Source organism: Streptomyces roseirectus (assembly GCF_014489635.1).
Lineage (GTDB): Bacteria > Actinomycetota > Actinomycetes > Streptomycetales > Streptomycetaceae > Streptomyces > Streptomyces roseirectus.
In genome coordinates this window covers 4,981,735-4,999,966 of sequence record NZ_CP060828.1, presented here as the reverse complement: position 1 = coordinate 4,999,966, position 18,232 = coordinate 4,981,735, and the positions used below count along the sequence as shown (strand labels likewise).

Genomic DNA, 18,232 nt, shown 5'->3' with positions numbered 1-18,232 from the left:
GGGATGACCGACCAACGCACCGTGAGGGTGTCGAAGTACCTCTCCAAACACCTCCGCCATCAGCCCGACCGCATCGGCCTGCGCCTCGACGAGGCCGGCTGGACGGAGATCGACGCCCTCCTCACGGCCGCGGCGACCCACGGCTTCCGCATCACCCGCGACGAGCTGGACCACGTCGTCGCGACCAACGACAAGAAGCGCTTCGAGATCGCCGGCACCCGCATCCGGGCCAGCCAGGGCCACAGCATCGACGTCGACCTCGACCTCCCCCCGGCCACCCCGCCCCCGCGCCTCTACCACGGCACCAACCCCCGCGCCCTCCCCTCGATCCGCACCGAGGGCCTGCGCGCCATGAACCGCCACGACGTCCACCTCTCCCCGGACCTCGCCACCGCCACCCGCGTCGGCGCCCGCCGCGGCCGCCCCGTCATCCTCACGGTCGACTCCGCCGCCATGCACCGCGACGGCCACGTCTTCCACGTCAGCGCGAACGGGGTGTGGCTGACGAAGGCGGTACCGGCGCGGTACATCCGGTTCGGGGAGGCTCGCTGAGGGGCCCTCCCGAACGGACGGTCACTGTTTCACGTGAAACACGACTCTCCGCATACGCTCGACGTATGAGCCTGCACCTCAGCACCGTGATCCTCCCCCACCGCCGCTGGCACGAAGGGGGCCGTTCGGACTGGACACGGGCGGAACAGCTCGGGTTCCACGCGGCCTACACCTACGACCACCTGTCCTGGCGCAGCTTCCGGGACGGGCCCTGGTTCGGGGCCGTGCCGACGCTCACCGCTGCCGCGTCCGTCACTGAGCGGATTCGGTTGGGGACGCTGGTCACCTCGCCGAACTTCCGGCATCCGGTGACGCTGGCCAAGGAGCTGATCTCGTTGGACGACATCTCCGGGGGCCGTATCACGCTGGGCATCGGCGCGGGGGGCAGCGGGTTCGACGCGACCGCGTTGGGGCAGGAGCCGTGGACGCCGCGCGAGCGTGCCGACCGGTTCGCCGAGTTCGTCACCCTGCTGGACCGGCTGCTCACCGAGGACTCCGTCTCCTACGAGGGCGATCACTACTCGGCACACGAGGCCCGCGACATTCCCGGCTGCGTCCAGCGCCCCCGCCTCCCCTTCGCCGTCGCGGCGACCGGCCCCCGCGGACTCCGTCTCGCCGCGCGCTTCGGGCAGGCATGGGTCACCACGGGCGACCCCAAGCTCTACGAGTCCGGCACCCCGGAGCAGTCCGTCCGCGCCCTGCGCGACCAGACGGACCGCCTCTCCGACGCCTGCGCGTCCCTGGGCCGTGACCCCGGTTCCCTCCGCAGGATCCTGCTCACCGGCTTCACTCCCGACCGGGCCCGCCCGCTCGACTCCCTCGACGCCTTCGTCGACTTCGCCGGCCGCCACCGGGAACTCGGCTTCACGGAACTCGTCCTCCACTGGCCGATCCCGGACACGGACTTCGCGGCCGACGAGAAGATCTTCGAACGCATCGCGATGGAGGCTCCGGCACAGCTGGGCTGAGGACGTCCGTCTCCTCCGCGCGCTCTCCCACCCACCCGAGCACCCCCATACGCGAGAATGCCCCCGTGACCTCCGCACCCCGCCACCCCGAGCCCGCGTCCGCACCCCCGGCGCCCCGCCTGATAGCCACCGACCTCGACGGCACCCTGCTGGGGGACGACGGGAAGGTGTCCCCGAGGACGGTGGCCGCGTTGGCGGCGGCCGAGGACGCGGGGATCGAGGTGTTCTTCGTGACGGGCAGGCCGGCGAGGTGGATGGACGCCGTGAGTGCGCACGTGCACGGACACGGCCTGGCGATCTGCGGGAACGGCGCGGCGGTGGTCGACCTGCACGGGGGCCCCGGCGCGCACCGGTTCGTGAAGGTGCGGGAACTCGCGAGGCAGGGCGCCCTGGACGCCGTCCGGCTGCTGCGGGAGGCCGCGCCGGGGACGATGTACGCGGTGGAGCAGACGTACGGGTTCCACCAGGAGCCCGAGTACCCCAAGATGCACATGGAGATCCCGGACTCCCTGGCCCCGGCGGACGACCTCCTCGCCCCGGACGGGCCGGGCGCGCGCGAACCGGTCCTGAAGATCCTCGCCTTCCACCACACGCTGGACCCGGACGACTTCCTCACGCTGGCCAGGACGGCGATCGGGGAGCGCGCCAGCGTCACACGGTCCAGCCCCAGCGCCCTCCTGGAGATCGCGGGCCCCGGCGTCTCGAAGGCCAGCACCCTCGCCCTGTGCTGCGCGGAACGCGGCATCGCCCCCGCCGAGGTCGTCGCCTTCGGCGACATGCCGAACGACATCGAGATGCTGACCTGGGCGGGCCGCTCCTACGCGATGGGCAACGCCCACCCGGCCGTCAGCGCGGCGGCCACGGGCCGGACGTCCACGAACAACGAGGACGGCGTGGCGGTCATGATCGAGAAACTGCTCGCAGAACGGGTGTGACCCTCACCCCAGCCCCACCCCCCGCTCCCCCAACCACGGCACCGGATCCACCGCCGAGCCCATCTCCGGCGTCACCCGTACCTCGAAGTGCAGGTGAGGCCCGGTGGAGTTGCCGGTGGAGCCGGTCTGGCCGATCCACTGGCCGGCGGAAACGCGTTCGCCGGGGTCGACGGTGACGGAGGCGAGGTGGGCGTACTGGGTGAAGTACCCGTCGGGATGGCCGACGACGACCTGGACGCCGAACCCGTCCCCGCAGGCCACGCGGACGACCCGGCCGGCGCCGACCGCGCGGACGGGCGTCCCGATGGGCACGGCGAAGTCCTGGCCGGTGTGGCGGCGGGCCCAGCGCGCGCCGCCGCTGCCGAAGGAGGCGGAGAGCCGGTAGTCCTCGACGGGCGCAACCCACCCCCGCGCGGAGTGGACCGCGCGCCGCGGCAGCCGGACCGCGCCGGGACAGGCCCCGGCGGCGACGGACGCCGCCGCCCGCCCCTGGAGCCGCCACCGCGCCTCCTCCAGCTTGCCCTCGATCTCCCGCTTGAGGACGGCGAGTTCGGCGGTCCTCCGCTCCAGCACCTGCCAGGCGCTCGCCGCCCGCGCCCCGTCCGCCGCCAGCCGCTCCTCGGCCGCGCGCCGCTTCCCGAGCGCGCTCCCGACGGCCAGATTCGCCTGCGCGAGCACGTGCTGACCGCGCATCAACCGGTCGGGATCCCCGTCCAGCACCATCCGGACGGCCATGGGGAGCCCGCCCCCGTCGCGGTACTGGGCCCGCGCGAACCGCCCGAGGTCCGCGCGCAGCCGCCCGAGTTCCCGCAGCTCCCGCGCGCGCAGTTCCTCGTACCGCTGGGCCCTGGCCCGCTGGGTCTCGGCCTCGCGGCGCCCGGCGTCGTACTCCTGGGAGGCGGCGGCGGCCTCCTCGTACAGCCGCGCGACCTGCGCCCCGAGCCCGTCGCCGAAGCCGTGCTCGCCGTCGGCGGCGGCGGGCGCGGGCCGGGCCGCGAGGACCGCCGCGCACAGCAGGACCGGAACGAGCAGGGGGCGGCGGCGAGGTGAGCGCATGTCAGCGATCGTGTCCCAGCCGCCCGGCGGCGCGCCTGTTCACGTCATACGACCGGGGGACAGCGCGTCCGGATGGCCCAACGCCGGATGACGCCCCGTCACCCCTCGGTTGACGCGCCCGCTCAGTACGGGGCCTCCCACACCACCGTCGTCCCGCCGCCCCCGGCGCCGATGCCCGGCCCGTGCCCGCTCGCGCCGCCCAGGGACTCCGCGCGCCGGACGAGGTTCAGCAGGCCGCTGCGGCGCCCGCCGCCGGTGATGCCGACGCCGTCGTCCGCGACGGTCAGCCGTACGCCGGGGCGGCCGTCCGGCAGGGTCGCGGTGGCGTCGACGACGACGTCGATGCGGGAGGCGTGGGCGTGCCGGAAGGAGTTGGACAGGGCCTCGCGCAGGGCGGCGAGGAGGTTCTTGCCGGTGACCTCGCCGACGAGGGCGTCGACGTCGCCGGCGAACCGGCAGCCGGGCGTGAACCCGAGCGGCACGGCGGCCATGGCGACCTCGCGCAGCACCCGCGTCCGCAGCTCGGACGGCGCCTCGCCGGGCCCCTGGCGCAGGGCGAAGATCGCGGCGCGGATCTCCTGGATGGTGACGTCGAGTTCGTCGACGGCCCGCCCGACGCCCTCGCGCACCTCGGGCGTGACGGCCTCGCGCTGCGCGCCGCCCAGTGTGAGCCCGATCGTGAACAGCCGCTGGACGACGAGGTCGTGCAGGTCACGGGCGATGCGGTCGCGTTCCTCGAACACCGCGAGCCGTTCCCGGTCACGCTGCGCCTCGGCGGCGACCAGCGCCAGCGCGGCCTGTTCGGCGAACCGGCGGGCGAGTTCGCGCTCGGCGGCGCTGAACGTCGGGCGCCCGCTCGCGCGGGCCATGCCGAGCGTGCCGAGGAAACGGCCGTCGCCGCGCAGCGGGAGCAGCAGGACGGCGCCGTACTCGTCGGTGTGCGAGGTGATCGAGCGGGGGTCGCTCGACGCGTCGTCGATCAGCGCCTCCTGGCCGTCGAGCAGCGCCTTGACCAGGTCGTTGCCGACGGGGATGACCTGGCCGAGCAGTTCCGAGCGGCCACCGGAGGCGACGGCGACGATCTCCAGGCCGCTGTTCTCGGCGGGCAGCATGACGACGCCGGTGGCGGCCTCGGCGAGGGTGCGGGCGGCCTCGGCGACGACCTGGAGCGCGTCGTCGGGGTCGTCGTCGGCGAGGAGGGCGGTGGTGACGGCGACGGAGCCGTCGATCCAGCGCTCCCGCTGCCGCGCGGCCTCGTGCAGCCGCGCGTTGCCGATCGCGAGGCCCGCCTCGCCGACGAGGACGCGGACGAGGTCGAGGTCGGCGTCGTCGAAGGGACGGCCGTCGGGGCGCGCGGCGAGGCAGAGGCTGCCGTACGGCTCACCGTGCGCGTGGATCGGGACGGCGAGGGCCCAGCCGGAGCCGTCGCCGTCCGCCTCGACGGCCGCGTCCGGGACGCCGAGCAGCGCCATGGCCGTCGCGGGGATGCGGTCCAGGTCGCCGCCGATGGACCGGAGTGCTTCGAGGAGACGGCTCTCGGCCGGGTCGACTGCCATGAAGTGAGGGTAATTTGCCCGTTTTGCTAAACAAAGCGGGCCGCTCTGCCCGAAGGCTGAACGGCCCGCGCTGTCTCAGCGCGCCCCATGTCTCAGCGCGCCCCATGTCTCAGCGCGCCCCCATGTCTCAGCGCGCCCCCACCAGCAGCTCCGCCGCCTCCTCCCGCTCCACCATCCGCCGCAACGGCCCCGCCACGGCGGCCAGCTCGGCGTAGGTCCCGCGCTGCGCGACCCGCCCCTCCTCCAGCACCACCACCTCGTCGACCGCGTCGAGCCCCGCCAGCCGGTGCGTGATCAGCAGCGTCGTCCGCCCCTCGGTCGCGGCCAGCAGGTCCGCCGTGAGCGCGTCGGCCGTCGGCAGGTCGAGGTGTTCGGCGGGCTCGTCGAGGACCAGCACCGGGAAGTCCGCGAGCAGCGCGCGGGCCAGCGCGAGCCGCTGCCGCTGCCCGCCGGAGAGCTTCGCGCCGTGCTCGCCGACCAGCGTGTCCAGGCCGTCCGGCAGCCCGTCGGCCCACTCCAGGAGCCGGGCCCGGCGCAGCGCGTCGCGCAGCTCGGCCTCGTCCGCGCCCTTGTGCGCGAGCAGCAGGTTCTCGCGGACGGTGGAGTCGAAGAGGTGCGCGTCCTGCGCGCACAGCCCGACGAGCGCGCGCACGTCGTCCCCGTCGAGCGCGTACGCGTCGACGCCGCCCAGCGTGTACGTCCCGGCACGCGGGTCCAGGAACCGCAGCAGCGCCTGCGCGAGCGTCGTCTTGCCGGACCCGGAGGCGCCCACGACGGCGATCCGGCGCCCCTCGGTGAGCGTCAGGTCGACCCCGGCGAGCGCGTCGCGGCCCTGCCCCTCGTAGCGCGCGGTGAGCCCCTTGACGGCCAGCGGGAACGGCGTGGCGGGCGCCTGCCGGGGCCGCTCGGGCTCCCGAACCGGCACGGGGGAGTCCAGCACCTCGTACACGCGCTCCGCGCTGCGCCGCACCCGCTGCCGGTGACGCACGGCGAGCGGCAGCCCGAGGACGGCCTCGAAGGCGGCCAGCGGCGTGAGCACCACGACCGCCATCGACACCCCGTCCAGCCGCCCGGAGACGACACCCTGCGCCCCGGCCAGCGCCGCCGCCGTCACGGTCAGCCCCGTCACCAGCGCCGTCAGCCCGTCCCCGAGCGCGGTCGCCGCCGCCCCGCGCGACGCGATCCGGGTGAGCACCCCGTCGGCCTCCCGCGCCTCACCGGTACGCCGGTGCAGGGCCCCGGCGACGGTGAGTTCGGCGGTGCCGGTGAGCAGGTCGGCGACCCGGGTGGCCAGCACCCCGCGCGCGGGCGCGAGCCGCCGCTCGGCGCGCCGCGACACCGCCCCCGTGACCAGCGGCACCCCCACCCCGGCGAGCAGCAGCCCGACGGCGAGCACCGCGCCCGCCTCCGGCAGCAGCCACCCGGTGAACGCCACCGCCCCGGCCGACACGACGACGGCGGCCCCGGCCGGCAGCAGCCAGCGCAGCCAGTAGTCCTGGAGCGCGTCGACGTCGGTGACGAGCCGCGACAGCAGGTCGCCCCGGCGCGTGGAGCGCAGCCCGGCGGGCGCAAGCCGCTCCAGACGCCGGAAGACGGCGACCCGCGTGTCGGCCAGCATCCGCAGCACCGCGTCGTGGGAGACGAGCCGTTCCGCGTACCGGAACACGGCCCGCCCGATCCCGAACGCCCGCGTCCCCGTCACGGCCACCATCAGATACAGCACCGGCGGCTGCTGCGAGGCCCGCGAGATGAGCCACCCGGACGTCGCCATCAGCCCGACCGCGCTGCCCAGCGCCAGACTCCCGAGCAGCGCCGCCAGCAGCAGCCGCCCCCGGCGCGGCCCGGCCATGGCCCGCACCCGCGCGAGCACACCCCCGCGCACCACCCCGGTCGGCGTCTCTTCTCCGCTCTCCTTCAACTCCCCCGGCGTGAAGAAGTCGGCCTGCGTGAGCCCGTGCTCCTCCCGGACGACGACGGCGGCGGACGCCCGGTCCACGGCCCCCGCCCCGGCCCCGGCCTCCGCGAGCCGCACGACCCGGTCGGCCACCCCGAGCAGCGCGGGCCGGTGCACCACGAGCAGCACGGTCCGCCCCTCGGCGAGCCGCCGCACCGCCGCGACGACCTCCGCCTCGGTCGCGCCGTCCAGCGCGGCCGTCGGTTCGTCGAGCAGCAGCACCGGCCGGTCCGCGAGGAACGCGCGCGCCAGGGCGAGCCGCTGCCGCTGCCCGGCGGAGAGCCCGGCGCCGTCCTCGCCGAGCACGGTGTCGGGCCCGGCGGGCAGCGCGTCCACGAACTCCAGGGCCCCCGCGTCGGCGAGCGCCCGGCGGACGGCCGTGTCATCGGCGTCGGGACGGGCCAGCCGGACGTTCTCCGCGATCGTCCCGGCGTACAGGTGGGGCCGCTGGGGCACCCAGGCGATCCGTGAACGCCACTCGGCCAGGTCGAGGCCGTCGAGGCCGGCGCCCCCGATCCGCACCTCGCCCTCGGCGGGCCGGGCGAAACCGAGCAGCACGTTCAGCAACGTCGACTTCCCGGCGCCGCTCGGACCGACGAGGGCGACCGTCTCCCCGGGTTCGACGGTGAACGAGGCGTTCTCGACGGCGGGGACCGAGCGGCCGGGGTAGCGGACGGTCACCCCGTCGAAGGTGATCGCACCCTGCGGGACGGCCGCCGTGCCGGACGCGGGCACCGGCTCCTCCAGCACCGCGAAGATCTCCTCGGCGGCGGCAAGCCCCTCGGCCGCCGCGTGGTACTGCGTGCCGACCTGGCGCAGCGGCAGATACGCCTCCGGCGCCAGGATCAGGATGACCAGCCCGATGTAGAGGTCCATCTCGCCGTGCACGAGCCGCATCCCGACCGTCACCGCGACCAGGGCGACCGAGATCGTCGACAGCAGTTCCAGCGCGAACGACGAGAGGAACGCGATCCGCAGCGTCCGCAGCGTCGCCTGCCGGTACTCGCCGGTGATCTTCCGGATCGACTCGGCCTGCGCCTTGGCCCGCCCGAACACCTTCAGCGTCGGCAGCCCCGCGACGACGTCCAGGAAGTGCCCCGACAGCCGCGACAGCAGCCGCCACTGCCGGTCCATCCGCGACTGCGTCACCCACCCGATCAGCATCATGAACACCGGGATCAGCGGCAGCGTCCCGACGATGATCGCCGCCGACACCCAGTCCTCGGTCACGATCCGCGCGAGCACCGCGACAGGGACGACGACGGCGAGCCCCAACTGGGGGAGATAGCGCGAGAAGTAGTCGTCGAGGGCGTCCACGCCCCGCGTCGCGAGGGCGATCAGCGAGCCGGTCCGCTGCCCGCTCAGCCACCCCGGGCCCAGCGCCCCCGCCCGCTCCAGCAGCCGCCCCCGCAGCTCCGACTTCACGGCGGCGCTCGCGCGGTGGGCGGAAAGCTCGGTGAGCCAGGAGACGAGCGCCCGCCCGACCGCGACGGACGCCAGCAGGAGGAGAGGGGTACGCAGGTCGGAGACCGAGTGGCCGTGCTGGAAGGCGCCGACCACGATCTCGGCGATGAGCATGGCCTGAGCGATGACCAGCAGCGCGCCGACAGCACCAAGTCCGACGACCGCCGCCAGGAACCGGCGGGAGGCTCGGGCGTATTGGAGGAGACGTGGATCGATTGGTTTCACGTGAAACATGCCCTTCGGTCCAGGGCGATGTTTCACGTGAAACATCGCCCTGTCGGACTCAATGCGCTTCAGCGATGTGCTGCGTCCCGATCCGCTTGCGGAACACCCAGTACGTCCACCCCTGATACAGCATCACGATCGGCGTCGCGATCACCGCGCACCAGGTCATGATCTTCAACGTGTAGGGGCTGGACGAGGCGTTGGTGACCGTGAGGCTCCACTCCGGGTTCAGCGTCGACGGCATGACGTTCGGGAAGAGCGTCAGGAAGAGCATCGCCACGGCGGCGACGATCGTGACGCCGGAGAGCGCGAACGACCAGCCCTCACGCCCGGCCTGGTTGGCGACGAGCGCCGCGACCAGGGCGGCGACGGCCACGACCAGCGCGACCAGGCTCGCGCCGTCCCCCTTGTCGGCCTGCGTCCAGACCAGGAACGCGAGCGCGAGGACGGCGGTGACGAGGCCGACCTTGAGGGCGAGCGCACGGGCCCGTTCCCGGATCTCACCGACCGTCTTGAGGGCCGTGAACACCGTGCCGTGGAAGGTGAACAGGGTCAGCGTGACCAGCCCGCCGAGCAGGGCGTACGGGTTGAGCAGGTCCCAGAAGCCACCGACGTACTCGAAGTCCCGGTCGAGCTTCACGCCGTGGACGATGTTGCCGAACGCCACGCCCCACAGGAACGCGGGGAGCAGGGAGCACCAGAAGATCGCGTGCTCCCAGTTGCGCTGCCAGTTCTCCTCGGGCCGCTTGGCCCGGTACTCGAAGGCGACGCCCCGGACGATCAGGCAGAGCAGGATGACCAGCAGCGGCAGGTAGAAGCCGGAGAAGAGGGTGGCGTACCACTCGGGGAACGCCGCGAAGGTCGCACCGCCCGCACTGAGCAGCCAGACCTCGTTGCCGTCCCAGACCGGCCCGATGGTGTTGATGAGGACACGCTTCTCGGCCCGGTCCCGGGCGAGCAGCTTGGTGAGGACGCCGACCCCGAAGTCGAAGCCCTCCAGGAAGAAGTAGCCGGTCCACAGGACGGCGATCAGGACGAACCAGACGTCGTGCAGTTCCATGACGGTGCAGCTCCCTCGGCCTAGTACGAGAAGGCCATCGGCTTGTCGGCGTCACGCGCCTCGCCGCCGATCTTCGTGGGCGGGTTGAGGTCGGCCTCGGTCAGCTCGGGCGGGCCGGCCTTCACGTACTTGACGAGCAGTTTCACCTCGACGACGGCGAGGATCGCGTACAGCGTGGTGAAGGCGATCATCGAGGTCAGGATCTCGGCCTGGGAGACGCCGGGGGAGACCGCGTCGCGGGTCTGGAAGATGCCGTAGACGACCCAGGGCTGACGGCCCATCTCGGTGAAGATCCAGCCCCAGGAGTTGGCGATCAGCGGGAAGGCCAGGGTCCAGATCGCCAGGCGCCAGTACCAGGTGGTCAGTTGAGGGCCGAGCGCCTTGTTCTTGAAGAGGACCAGGTGCGGCACCTCGTCCTCACCGGTCCTCAGGTGCTCGGGCAGCATGAACTTCTTGCGGGTGAGCCACAGGCCCACCATGCCGAGGGCCAGCGAGGTCATGCCGAAGCCGATCATCCAGCGGAAGCCCCAGTAGGCGACCGGGATGTTGGGGCGGTAGTCGCCGGGTCCGAACTTCGCCTGCTCGGCCTTGTTGACGTCGTTGATGCCGGGGACGTGCGAGGTGAAGTCGTCGTTCGCGAGGAAGGACAGCAGGCCCGGGATCTCTATGGCGACCTTGTTGTGGCCCTTGTCGACGTCGCCGTAGGCGAAGACGGAGAACGGCGCGGGCGCCTCGCCGTCCCACAGGGCCTCGGCGGCGGCCATCTTCATCGGCTGCTGCTTGAACATGACCTTGCCGAGGGTGTCGCCGCTGATCGCGGTGAGCAGCCCGGCGACGACGACCGTGATCAGGCCGAGGCGCAGGGTCGTCTTCATCTCGACGATGTGCCGCCTGCGGACCAGGTGGAAGGCGGAGATGCCGACCATGAACGCGCCGCCGGTCAGGAACGCGGCCGTCAGGGTGTGAAACGCCTGGGCGAGCGCGGTGTTCTGGGTCAGGACCAGCCAGAAGTCGGTGAGTTCGGCGCGGCCCTTGGCCTCGTTGATCCGGTAGCCGACCGGGTGCTGCATCCAGGAGTTCGCCGCGAGGATGAAGTAGGCCGACAGGATCGTGCCGATCGAGACCATCCACATGCAGGCCACGTGGATCTTCTTCGGGAGCTTGTCCCAGCCGAAGATCCACAGGCCGATGAAGGTGGACTCGAAGAAGAAGGCGATCAGGGCCTCGAAGGCGAGGGGAGCGCCGAAGACGTCCCCGACGAAGCGCGAGTAGTCGGACCAGTTCATGCCGAACTGGAACTCCTGGACGATGCCGGTGACGACGCCCATCGCGATGTTGATCAGGAAGAGCTTGCCCCAGAACTTCGTCGCCCTGAGGTACTTCTCCTTGCCGGTCCGCACCCACGCGGTCTCCAGCCCGGCGGTGAGCGCCGCGAGCGAGATCGTCAGGGGGACGAAGAGGAAGTGGTAGACGGTCGTGATGCCGAACTGCCAGCGCGCCAGTGTCTCTGGCGCCAAGGCCATTTCCACGTCGTCAGTCTCCTTACGTGCCGTGGTACTGCGGCAGTTTGCCCCTTATGTCACGCACAACAGCGGAGCAACTGGGACACGCTTGTGAACGCGTTCACATTCACAAGCAATTATGGCGCATACCCGTTCGAGACTTGACGGGAGGGGGGGCCTGATTGGTCACAGGCCCCCTGTCCTATGGGTCACAGCCCCCCTGGGGGACCCTCACCCCTCCTTCAGGAACTCCTCCGTCACCTTCAGGAAGATGTCGTTGGCCTCGGTCTCGCCGATCGTGACGCGGGCGCCCTCGGGGAAGGGGCGGACGACGACGCCGGCCTGTTCGCAGGCGGCGGCGAACGCCGGGGTGCGCTCGGCGAGGGCGAGCCAGACGAAGTTGGCCTGGGTGTCGGGGACGGTCCAGCCCTGGGTGCGCAGCGCGTTCACCACGCGCGTGCGCTCGGAGACCAGGGAGCCGACGCGGCCCAGCAGTTCGTCCTCCGCGCGCAGCGAGGCGACGGCGGCGTCCTGCGCGAGCTGGGTGACACCGAAGGGGACCGCCGTCTTGCGCAGGGCTGCGGCGACGGGCTCGTGGGCGATCGCGAAGCCGACCCGCAGGCCCGCCAGACCGTACGCCTTGGAGAACGTGCGCAGGACACAGACGTTGGGCCGGTCCCGGTACAGCTCGACGCCGTCGGGGACGTCGGCGTCGCGGACGAACTCGCGGTACGCCTCGTCGAGGACGACCAGGACGTCGCCCGGCACCCGGTCCAGGAACCGCTCCAGCTCGGCCCGCCGGACGGCCGTCCCCGTCGGGTTGTTGGGGTTGCAGACGAAGATCAGGCGGGTCCGGTTGGTGATCGCGGCGAGCATCGCGTCGAGGTCGTGGACGTCGCCCGGGGCGAGCGGGACCTGGACCGAGGTCGCGCCGCTGATCTGGGTGATGATCGGGTACGCCTCGAAGGAGCGCCAGGCGTAGATGACCTCGTCGCCGGGGCCCGAGGTGGCCTGGAGGAGCTGCTGGGCGACGCCGACCGAGCCGGTGCCGGTGGCCAGGTGGGTGACCGGGACGCCGAAGCGGTCGGCCAGCTCCTGGGTCAGCGCGGTGCACGCCATGTCCGGGTAGCGGTTGAAGGACGAGGCGGCGGCCGTGACGGTCTCCAGCACGCCGGGCAGCGGCGGATAGGGGTTCTCGTTGGAGGACAGCTTGTAGGCCACCGGGCCGCCCTCCGCCGCCGGCCTGCCCGGCTTGTAGGTCGGGATCCCCTCCAGCTCGACCCGCAGCTTGGGGCTCGTCTCGCTCACCGCAGTCCTCCTCGTGGCCACCGCCGGGATTCAATTCTCCTCACCTTATGAGGATTCGGCCCGCTCACGTCAGCGCCGGGTCGGGCCTCGTTGCTCACAGGGGCATCCGGGGCAACAGGGCATCAAGGGCGACGAAACGAGGGGCGCGCCGTACATATATCTACGCGCCGGTGGCACGCGCCGTGGCGCGCATCCCTCGTCCAGGTGAGTTGAGACCTCTTCGAAACATCGGTTGCTCGCCAGGCTCATCAGCGCAGACACCGCACGTATTACTGTTGAATGGGTCAACTACCTTTATTTCTGAGGCAGTTACCTATTCTTGACCTTGCAGAAACGTGCCTGTCAATGCGTGCATATGCGTCCGCCCTACCCCACCTCCTGAGCCCTACTATCGGCACGCCATGACAGCAGCAGGGAAGCACCAGGTGAGCCGCGCGGAAACCTCACGCCGAGGCAGCCGGCCGGGCCGAGCGGGCATCAGGGACGTGGCCGCCGCCGCCGGAGTGTCCATCACGACCGTCTCCGACGCCCTGAACGGCAAGGGCAGGCTCCCTGATGCCACCCGACGCCACGTCCGCGAGGTCGCCGACCGGCTGGGCTACCGCCCGTCGGCCGCGGCCCGCACGCTCCGTACCGGGAAGTCCGGCCTCATCGGGCTGACCGTCACCACGTACGGGGATGAACCTTTCACCTTCACCGAGTTCGCGTACTTCGCGGAGATGGCCAGAGCCGCCACGTCCGCCGCGCTCGCCCGCGGCTACGCGCTCGTCATCCTCCCGGCGACCTCGCGGCACGACGTGTGGTCGAACGTCGCCCTGGACGGGACGGTCGTCATCGATCCGTCCGATCAGGATCCGGTCGTCGGCGAGCTCGTCCGGCAGGGTTTACCCGTCGTCTCCGACGGGCGCCCCGCCGGTCCGCTGCCGGTCACCGCGTGGGTCGACAACGACCACGAGGCCGCCGTGCTGGACATCCTCGACCACCTCGCGGACGCCGGAGCGCGGCGGATCGGGCTGCTGACGGGGACCACGACCGACACGTACACGCATCTGTCGACGACCGCGTATCTGCGCTGGTGCGAGCGGGTGGGCCAGGATCCGGTGTACGAGGCGTATCCGGCGCACGATCCGTGCGCGGGCGCCGTCGCCGCCGATCGCCTCCTCGCCCGCCCCGACCGGCCCGACGCGGTCTACGGCCTCTTCGACCCCAACGGCACGGACCTCCTCGCCGCCGCCCGCCGCTACGGACTGCGCGTACCGGAAGACCTCCTCCTCGTCTGCTGCAGCGAATCCACGGTCTACGCGAGCACCGAGCCGCCCATCACCACCCTCTCCCTCAAACCCCGCCGCATCGGCACAGCCGTGGTCCAACTCCTCATCGACGCCATCGAAGGCGTCCACTCCGACCACCCCGTCGAGCAGGTAATACCAACCGAACTGATCATCCGAACCTCCTCCCAACGCCGCCCACCCCGCACCACGGTCAGCCCCCCACGCAACCCCGAGGGCACGTAACCGGTCCCCTCCGGGGACCCCGGGTTTCCGCCGGAGGCGGTGCCTCGGACGAATCCCCGGGACGGGCCCGGCGGGTCGCCTCGCGGCAGCGTGTCCGGGCGGCGAATCCCGGGCCCGCCACGCCGAGCCGGCGGGTGGCGTGGGTGTCGCCGCGATTAGGAAGGGCCGGGCTGGGTGGTGTGGTCCGGTGGTCGCCTGTCCGCGGTGCAGCCGTTCCCGTCGAACCACGTCGGCGCGGGCGGGGGCGCGAGGGGGCGATTCCTTCGAAGCTGCGTCCAGCCATAGGGGCCGGTTGGGGACGACGGCCTGTGGTGGCCCCAGCGAGGTCACGTCCCGCTGAGTGGGGTGTCGGCGCGGAGTCGGTGACTCGGCGGGGCGGCCCGCTGGGCCAGCGCCCGCGCATCGCGTCGGAGGGCTGGCGCCGGTGAACAGCCCACGCCCTGGCCGGACGGGGCGGTGGGCGCGGCTCCGGCTCCGGCTCCGGGTGGAGGCCGACAGCCTCGCATCGCCGCACCGCCCGGCGGGACACCAACCCCGGCGGGGCCGTGAGCTGTGAAGTTGGCGGCGGCTGATCGGCTGCACGATCTGACGGGGTGTCGTCGCCAGGTGCGTGCGGGTTCGTCCACAGGCTCGGGGCGCGCTGTCCTGCGTGGGTGCTCCGCCGGTCCGGAACCACCTCGTACCCGCGCCGATGCGGCCCCGCCGGCGCGACGTCCGCTCGTCCGGAGCAGCCCCGTCCCGCCTTGTCGTACGGCGTCCGCTTCCCGGTCGGCAACCGTCTCGCCCTACGCTTCCCGCGAGTACGACGTCCACCCGGCCCGCCACGGTCTCGTCGTCCCACCCTGCCGTACGGGCCTCGTGAGCGCGGCGTTCGGCTGCTCCGCGGGAACCCCGTGCCCCGTCCCGTCGTGCGGCCTCGTAAGGGTGGCGTTCGTGAGACCGGCCCCCTCATCTCGACCCCTCTCCCTCAGCCCTCGCTCCTCCCTCAGCGCCTCTCCTCCCGCCTCCCCCTCAGCCCTCGCCTCTCGCCGCTCCCTCAGCTCCCTTCCCCCCCTCGGCTCCCTCCGCCCTCTCCAGTCGGCTCCCCCTCAACCCCTCTCCCCCCGGCTCGCGCTCAGCTCCTCCATTCGGCTCCCCCAGCCCCCTCCCCCCTCGCCCCCCTCCCCGGCTCCCCCGTTCGGCTCTCGTCGGAGACCTCGTGCGGAGTCGGTCGGCTCGGGGTGTGCGTGAGGTGTGTGGTGGGTGTGGGTGGGGGCTGGGGGAGGGGTAATTGGGGCGAATGCCGTGATGTGGTGGGGGGTGGAGGCGATTCACCACCCCTGGGTCATCACACGGCCCGATCCGCATTCCTATGATGGGCCCACGACACCGCGGGCCGCTGCGACCAGGCAGTCCGAAGCGGTGCAGATGCGGCGCGATGGTGGAGGGGTCTGATGACTCAGGGGGCCGGTCAGGGACCCGAGGCGGAACGGACGGCGACGTTGCGCGACTTCCGGGTGCCCGCGTATGTCCATGAGGCCGGTCCGTACGACGGAGAGCATCCCGGCAACGCCGTGCCCGCCGGCGAGCCGTACCCCGAGGGGTACACGCCCACGCAGCGGGACCTGCCGGTCATCAACCGGGGTGACACGCTGAGGATGCCGACGGTCGAACCGGTGGCCGCACGGCCGGTGGACGGCGGCGGCCCCGGCCCCCTGTTCGTCGTCGGCGACGTCCACGGCTACCTGGACGAACTTGTCGCCGCCCTTCAGGAGCAGGGCCTGATCGACGCGTCCGGCCAGTGGTGCGCCGGCACCGCCCGCCTCTGGTTCCTCGGCGACTTCACCGACCGCGGCCCCGACGGCATCGGCGTGATCGACCTCGTCATGCGCCTGTCCGCGGAGGCCGCCGCGGCCGGCGGCTACTGCAAGGCCCTGATGGGCAATCACGAACTCCTCCTGCTCGGCGCGAAGCGGTTCGGCGACACCCCCGTCAACTCCGGCGCCGGCACCGCCACTTTCCAGGCGGCCTGGCTCCTCAACGGCGGCCAGAAGTCCGACATGGACCGCCTCCAGGACCACCACCTCCAGTGGATGGCCCGCCTCGACGCCGTCGAGGAGGTCGACGGCCACCTGCTCGTCCACTCCGACACGACCGCCTATCTCGACTACGGCGACTCGATCGAGGCCGTCAACGACACCGTCCGCGAGACGATCACGCGCAACGACGCGGACGAGGTGTGGGACCTGTTCCGCAAGTTCACCAAGCGCTTCTCCTTCCGCGACGAGGGCGGCGCCGACGCCGTCCGCTCCCTGCTCGATACGTACGGCGGCACCCGGATCGTTCACGGCCACAGCCCGATCCCCTATCTGCTGGGCGAAGTCGGCTCCGAGGACGGCGAGGACCGGTCAGGACCGAACGTCGAGGGACCGCACGTCTACGCGGACGGCCTCGCCATCGCCATGGACGGCGGAGTGACCATGGCCGGAAAGCTGCTGGTCCAACAGTTGCCCATGGATAATCGTCCGTTCAACGGGCAGGCGACCGGCATGGAGGACTGATCGCCGACGGCGCGGGACCGGGCCCAATTTCGGCAAACCCCCTGTCACCGTGAGCCGTCGCCGCTCTACCATCGGCTTATCCGTAGCAGGCTCCCCTCCGTTTCTGCCCGACGGCTCGTTGGCATGCGAGCCCCAAGCCCTACGGAGCATCGGGGGATGCACATGAACAGCGTTCCGCAGCACCTGCACAGTGAGGACCGCCAGGAGTACGAGCGGATCCTCGACGAGGCGCTGCGCTCCGCCCCACTGCACGAGGCACCGGCCGGCGCCGGTCGGCGTCTCAACCCGGAACAACTGCGCACCATGGCACTGGGCGCCACCGCGTTCATCACAGCGGCCGCGGCGACCGAGTACCAGCATTACGTGAAGGTCCGCGAGGAACTGCGCCGGCCCGCGCCGCCCGCGACCCGCGATGCGGACGCCGGTGAGCCGGCCGCCCGTGACACGGGGATCGCCACCTCGCTCGGCGAGGCCGTCGCCGAGCCCGCCGGCGCGGGAGCCGTCGCCGTCGCCGCCGCGCTCACCCCCGTCCTCGCCGGTACGGCAGCGGTGATCTTCCTGCTCGTCGGCTATCTGCTGAAGGCGCTCGATCCGGCCCCGGCGTTCGCCGACGCGCTGGTCACCGCGGGCTGGGTGTTCGGGGTGGTCACCGCGCTGGCGATCCTCGTCGCCACCGTCGGACTGCTGCTCACGGCCCTGCGCAACCGGCCCGCGCTGGAGGCCGGGCCGTACAACGCGCAGGCCGAGGAGGTCGCCCTCGCGCGGGAGGCGTGGCGCGAGGCCCTGTTGCAGCGCGGTTTCCTGCCGTACTTCCGCGAGGCCCTGACCGAACAGGGCCCGGCGGCGACCGTCCCCCCGACGCCCCCGCCGTCCTCCACGAGCCGCCTCCCCAAGATCGGCTACGACCGCCCCGGCTTCACCAGCCCCGACGACGGTCCCACCCCCGGCCACCGCCCCAGCTTCTCCAGCCCCGACTACACCAGCCCCGATTTCGGCGGCCCAGAAAACACACCCGACTGACCGCCGACTCCCCCACCGCTCCGCCCCGGCCCACACTCCCGAGAGGGAAGGTGGGCCGGGTTTGTGGGGGGGGGAGGGAAGCGGGTCGGCTTCGAGGGGGGGTGGCGGGGGTGGGGGGGTGCTTGGGGTGCTCAGCCGGGTGCGGGTCCGCTGTGGTTGTTCGCGCCCACGCGGCGGTAGCCGCAGATCAGATACAGCCCCGCGCCCCCTGAAGGGGGTGGTCGGGGCCGTGGAATCAGTGCCGGTGCCGGTGCCGGTGAGGGAAGAACGGGCCGGGGTCCCGAAGAAGCCCGTCACGGGGGACGTGCACGGGGGGTGACCCAGGCTCCCAGGCCCCCGTCGAGAGCCGCCCCCTCGCGGCGAGGGCCCGTGTCAAAGCCCCCGCCTGCTTTCCCCCGGCCCTACGGCACCGGCACCCCGTCCCTCAGACACCCCGGCCCCTTGACCCCGGCACCGGCACCGGCACCGGCACCTCGGTCTATCGGTCCCCGGCCCCGGCCCCCGACACCCCGGTCTATCGACCCTCGGCCCTCGGCACCCCGATCCCTCGGCGCCCGGCACCCCGGCGCCCGGCCCTC

General features: G+C 72.5%; 12 protein-coding genes. 6 read left to right on the top strand and 6 right to left on the bottom strand.

Annotation, left to right across the window (positions count from 1 at the left end):
- The first annotated feature begins 3 nt into the window (after positions 1-3).
- The 3 genes from IAG44_RS21010 (at position 4) to IAG44_RS21000 (ending at position 2,455) form a co-directional block, all read left to right on the top strand.
- Entirely contained in the window at positions 4-552 is a 549-nt protein-coding gene (locus tag IAG44_RS21010) for an RNA 2'-phosphotransferase (RefSeq protein WP_187748628.1), read from the top strand.
- Positions 553-617: 65 nt separating this feature from the next.
- Positions 618-1,520 (top strand): LLM class flavin-dependent oxidoreductase, encoded by a 903-nt coding sequence (locus tag IAG44_RS21005; protein ID WP_187748627.1) that lies wholly within the window; start codon positions 618-620, stop codon positions 1,518-1,520.
- A 65-nt stretch (positions 1,521-1,585) separates the two neighbouring features.
- The gene (locus tag IAG44_RS21000) at positions 1,586-2,455 is read left to right on the top strand and encodes a Cof-type HAD-IIB family hydrolase (protein WP_187748626.1); all 870 of its coding nucleotides are present in this window, start codon (positions 1,586-1,588) and stop codon (positions 2,453-2,455) included.
- 3 nt (positions 2,456-2,458) lie between these two features.
- On the opposite strand, the gene IAG44_RS20995 is transcribed toward IAG44_RS21000, so the two are convergent.
- The 6 genes from IAG44_RS20995 to hisC all read right to left on the bottom strand — a co-directional run bounded on the left by IAG44_RS20995 (position 2,459) and on the right by hisC (position 12,580).
- Positions 2,459-3,511: a M23 family metallopeptidase gene (locus IAG44_RS20995; protein WP_187748625.1), complete on the bottom strand. Its 1,053-nt coding sequence runs from the start codon at positions 3,509-3,511 to the stop codon at positions 2,459-2,461.
- A 122-nt stretch (positions 3,512-3,633) separates the two neighbouring features.
- Positions 3,634-5,067: a GAF domain-containing sensor histidine kinase gene (locus IAG44_RS20990; protein WP_187748624.1), complete on the bottom strand. Its 1,434-nt coding sequence runs from the start codon at positions 5,065-5,067 to the stop codon at positions 3,634-3,636.
- 127 nt (positions 5,068-5,194) lie between these two features.
- Positions 5,195-8,719 carry a thiol reductant ABC exporter subunit CydD gene (cydD, locus tag IAG44_RS20985; RefSeq protein ID WP_246561944.1) on the bottom strand — a complete coding sequence of 1,175 codons (3,525 nt, stop codon included), beginning with the start codon at positions 8,717-8,719 and terminating at the stop codon, positions 5,195-5,197.
- Between the two features lie 49 nt (positions 8,720-8,768).
- Entirely contained in the window at positions 8,769-9,770 is a 1,002-nt protein-coding gene (cydB, locus tag IAG44_RS20980; RefSeq protein WP_187748622.1) for a cytochrome d ubiquinol oxidase subunit II, read from the bottom strand.
- A gap of 20 nt (positions 9,771-9,790) precedes the next feature.
- Positions 9,791-11,299 carry a cytochrome ubiquinol oxidase subunit I gene (locus tag IAG44_RS20975; RefSeq protein ID WP_187748621.1) on the bottom strand — a complete coding sequence of 503 codons (1,509 nt, stop codon included), beginning with the start codon at positions 11,297-11,299 and terminating at the stop codon, positions 9,791-9,793.
- Between the two features lie 204 nt (positions 11,300-11,503).
- Positions 11,504-12,580: a histidinol-phosphate transaminase gene (gene hisC / locus IAG44_RS20970; RefSeq protein WP_187748620.1), complete on the bottom strand. Its 1,077-nt coding sequence runs from the start codon at positions 12,578-12,580 to the stop codon at positions 11,504-11,506.
- Between the two features lie 401 nt (positions 12,581-12,981).
- Between hisC and IAG44_RS20965 the strand changes: the two genes are divergently transcribed.
- The 3 genes from IAG44_RS20965 (at position 12,982) to IAG44_RS20955 (ending at position 17,654) form a co-directional block, all read left to right on the top strand.
- A complete protein-coding gene (locus IAG44_RS20965) occupies positions 12,982-14,094 on the top strand; it encodes a LacI family DNA-binding transcriptional regulator (protein WP_187748619.1) in 1,113 nt (370 codons plus the stop codon).
- Positions 14,095-15,527: 1,433 nt separating this feature from the next.
- Positions 15,528-16,634: a metallophosphoesterase gene (locus IAG44_RS20960; protein ID WP_187748618.1), complete on the top strand. Its 1,107-nt coding sequence runs from the start codon at positions 15,528-15,530 to the stop codon at positions 16,632-16,634.
- 156 nt (positions 16,635-16,790) lie between these two features.
- A complete protein-coding gene (locus IAG44_RS20955; protein WP_187748617.1) occupies positions 16,791-17,654 on the top strand; it encodes a hypothetical protein in 864 nt (287 codons plus the stop codon).
- The last annotated feature ends 578 nt before the right edge of the window (positions 17,655-18,232 follow it).

Excerpts from the sequence above, each read along its gene's own strand:
- IAG44_RS20990 (WP_187748624.1), bottom strand. The coding sequence starts at position 5,067 with ATGGCAGTCGACCCGGCCGAGAGCCGTCTCCTCGAAGCACTCCGGTCC.
- cydB (WP_187748622.1), bottom strand. The coding sequence starts at position 9,770 with ATGGAACTGCACGACGTCTGGTTCGTCCTGATCGCCGTCCTGTGGACC.
- IAG44_RS20995 (WP_187748625.1), bottom strand. The coding sequence starts at position 3,511 with ATGCGCTCACCTCGCCGCCGCCCCCTGCTCGTTCCGGTCCTGCTGTGC.
- IAG44_RS20965 (WP_187748619.1), top strand. The coding sequence starts at position 12,982 with ATGACAGCAGCAGGGAAGCACCAGGTGAGCCGCGCGGAAACCTCACGC.
- IAG44_RS21005 (WP_187748627.1), top strand. The coding sequence starts at position 618 with ATGAGCCTGCACCTCAGCACCGTGATCCTCCCCCACCGCCGCTGGCAC.
- cydD (WP_246561944.1), bottom strand. The coding sequence starts at position 8,719 with ATGTTTCACGTGAAACCAATCGATCCACGTCTCCTCCAATACGCCCGA.
- IAG44_RS20960 (WP_187748618.1), top strand. The coding sequence starts at position 15,528 with ATGACTCAGGGGGCCGGTCAGGGACCCGAGGCGGAACGGACGGCGACG.
- IAG44_RS21010 (WP_187748628.1), top strand. The coding sequence starts at position 4 with ATGACCGACCAACGCACCGTGAGGGTGTCGAAGTACCTCTCCAAACAC.
- IAG44_RS20955 (WP_187748617.1), top strand. The coding sequence starts at position 16,791 with ATGCACATGAACAGCGTTCCGCAGCACCTGCACAGTGAGGACCGCCAG.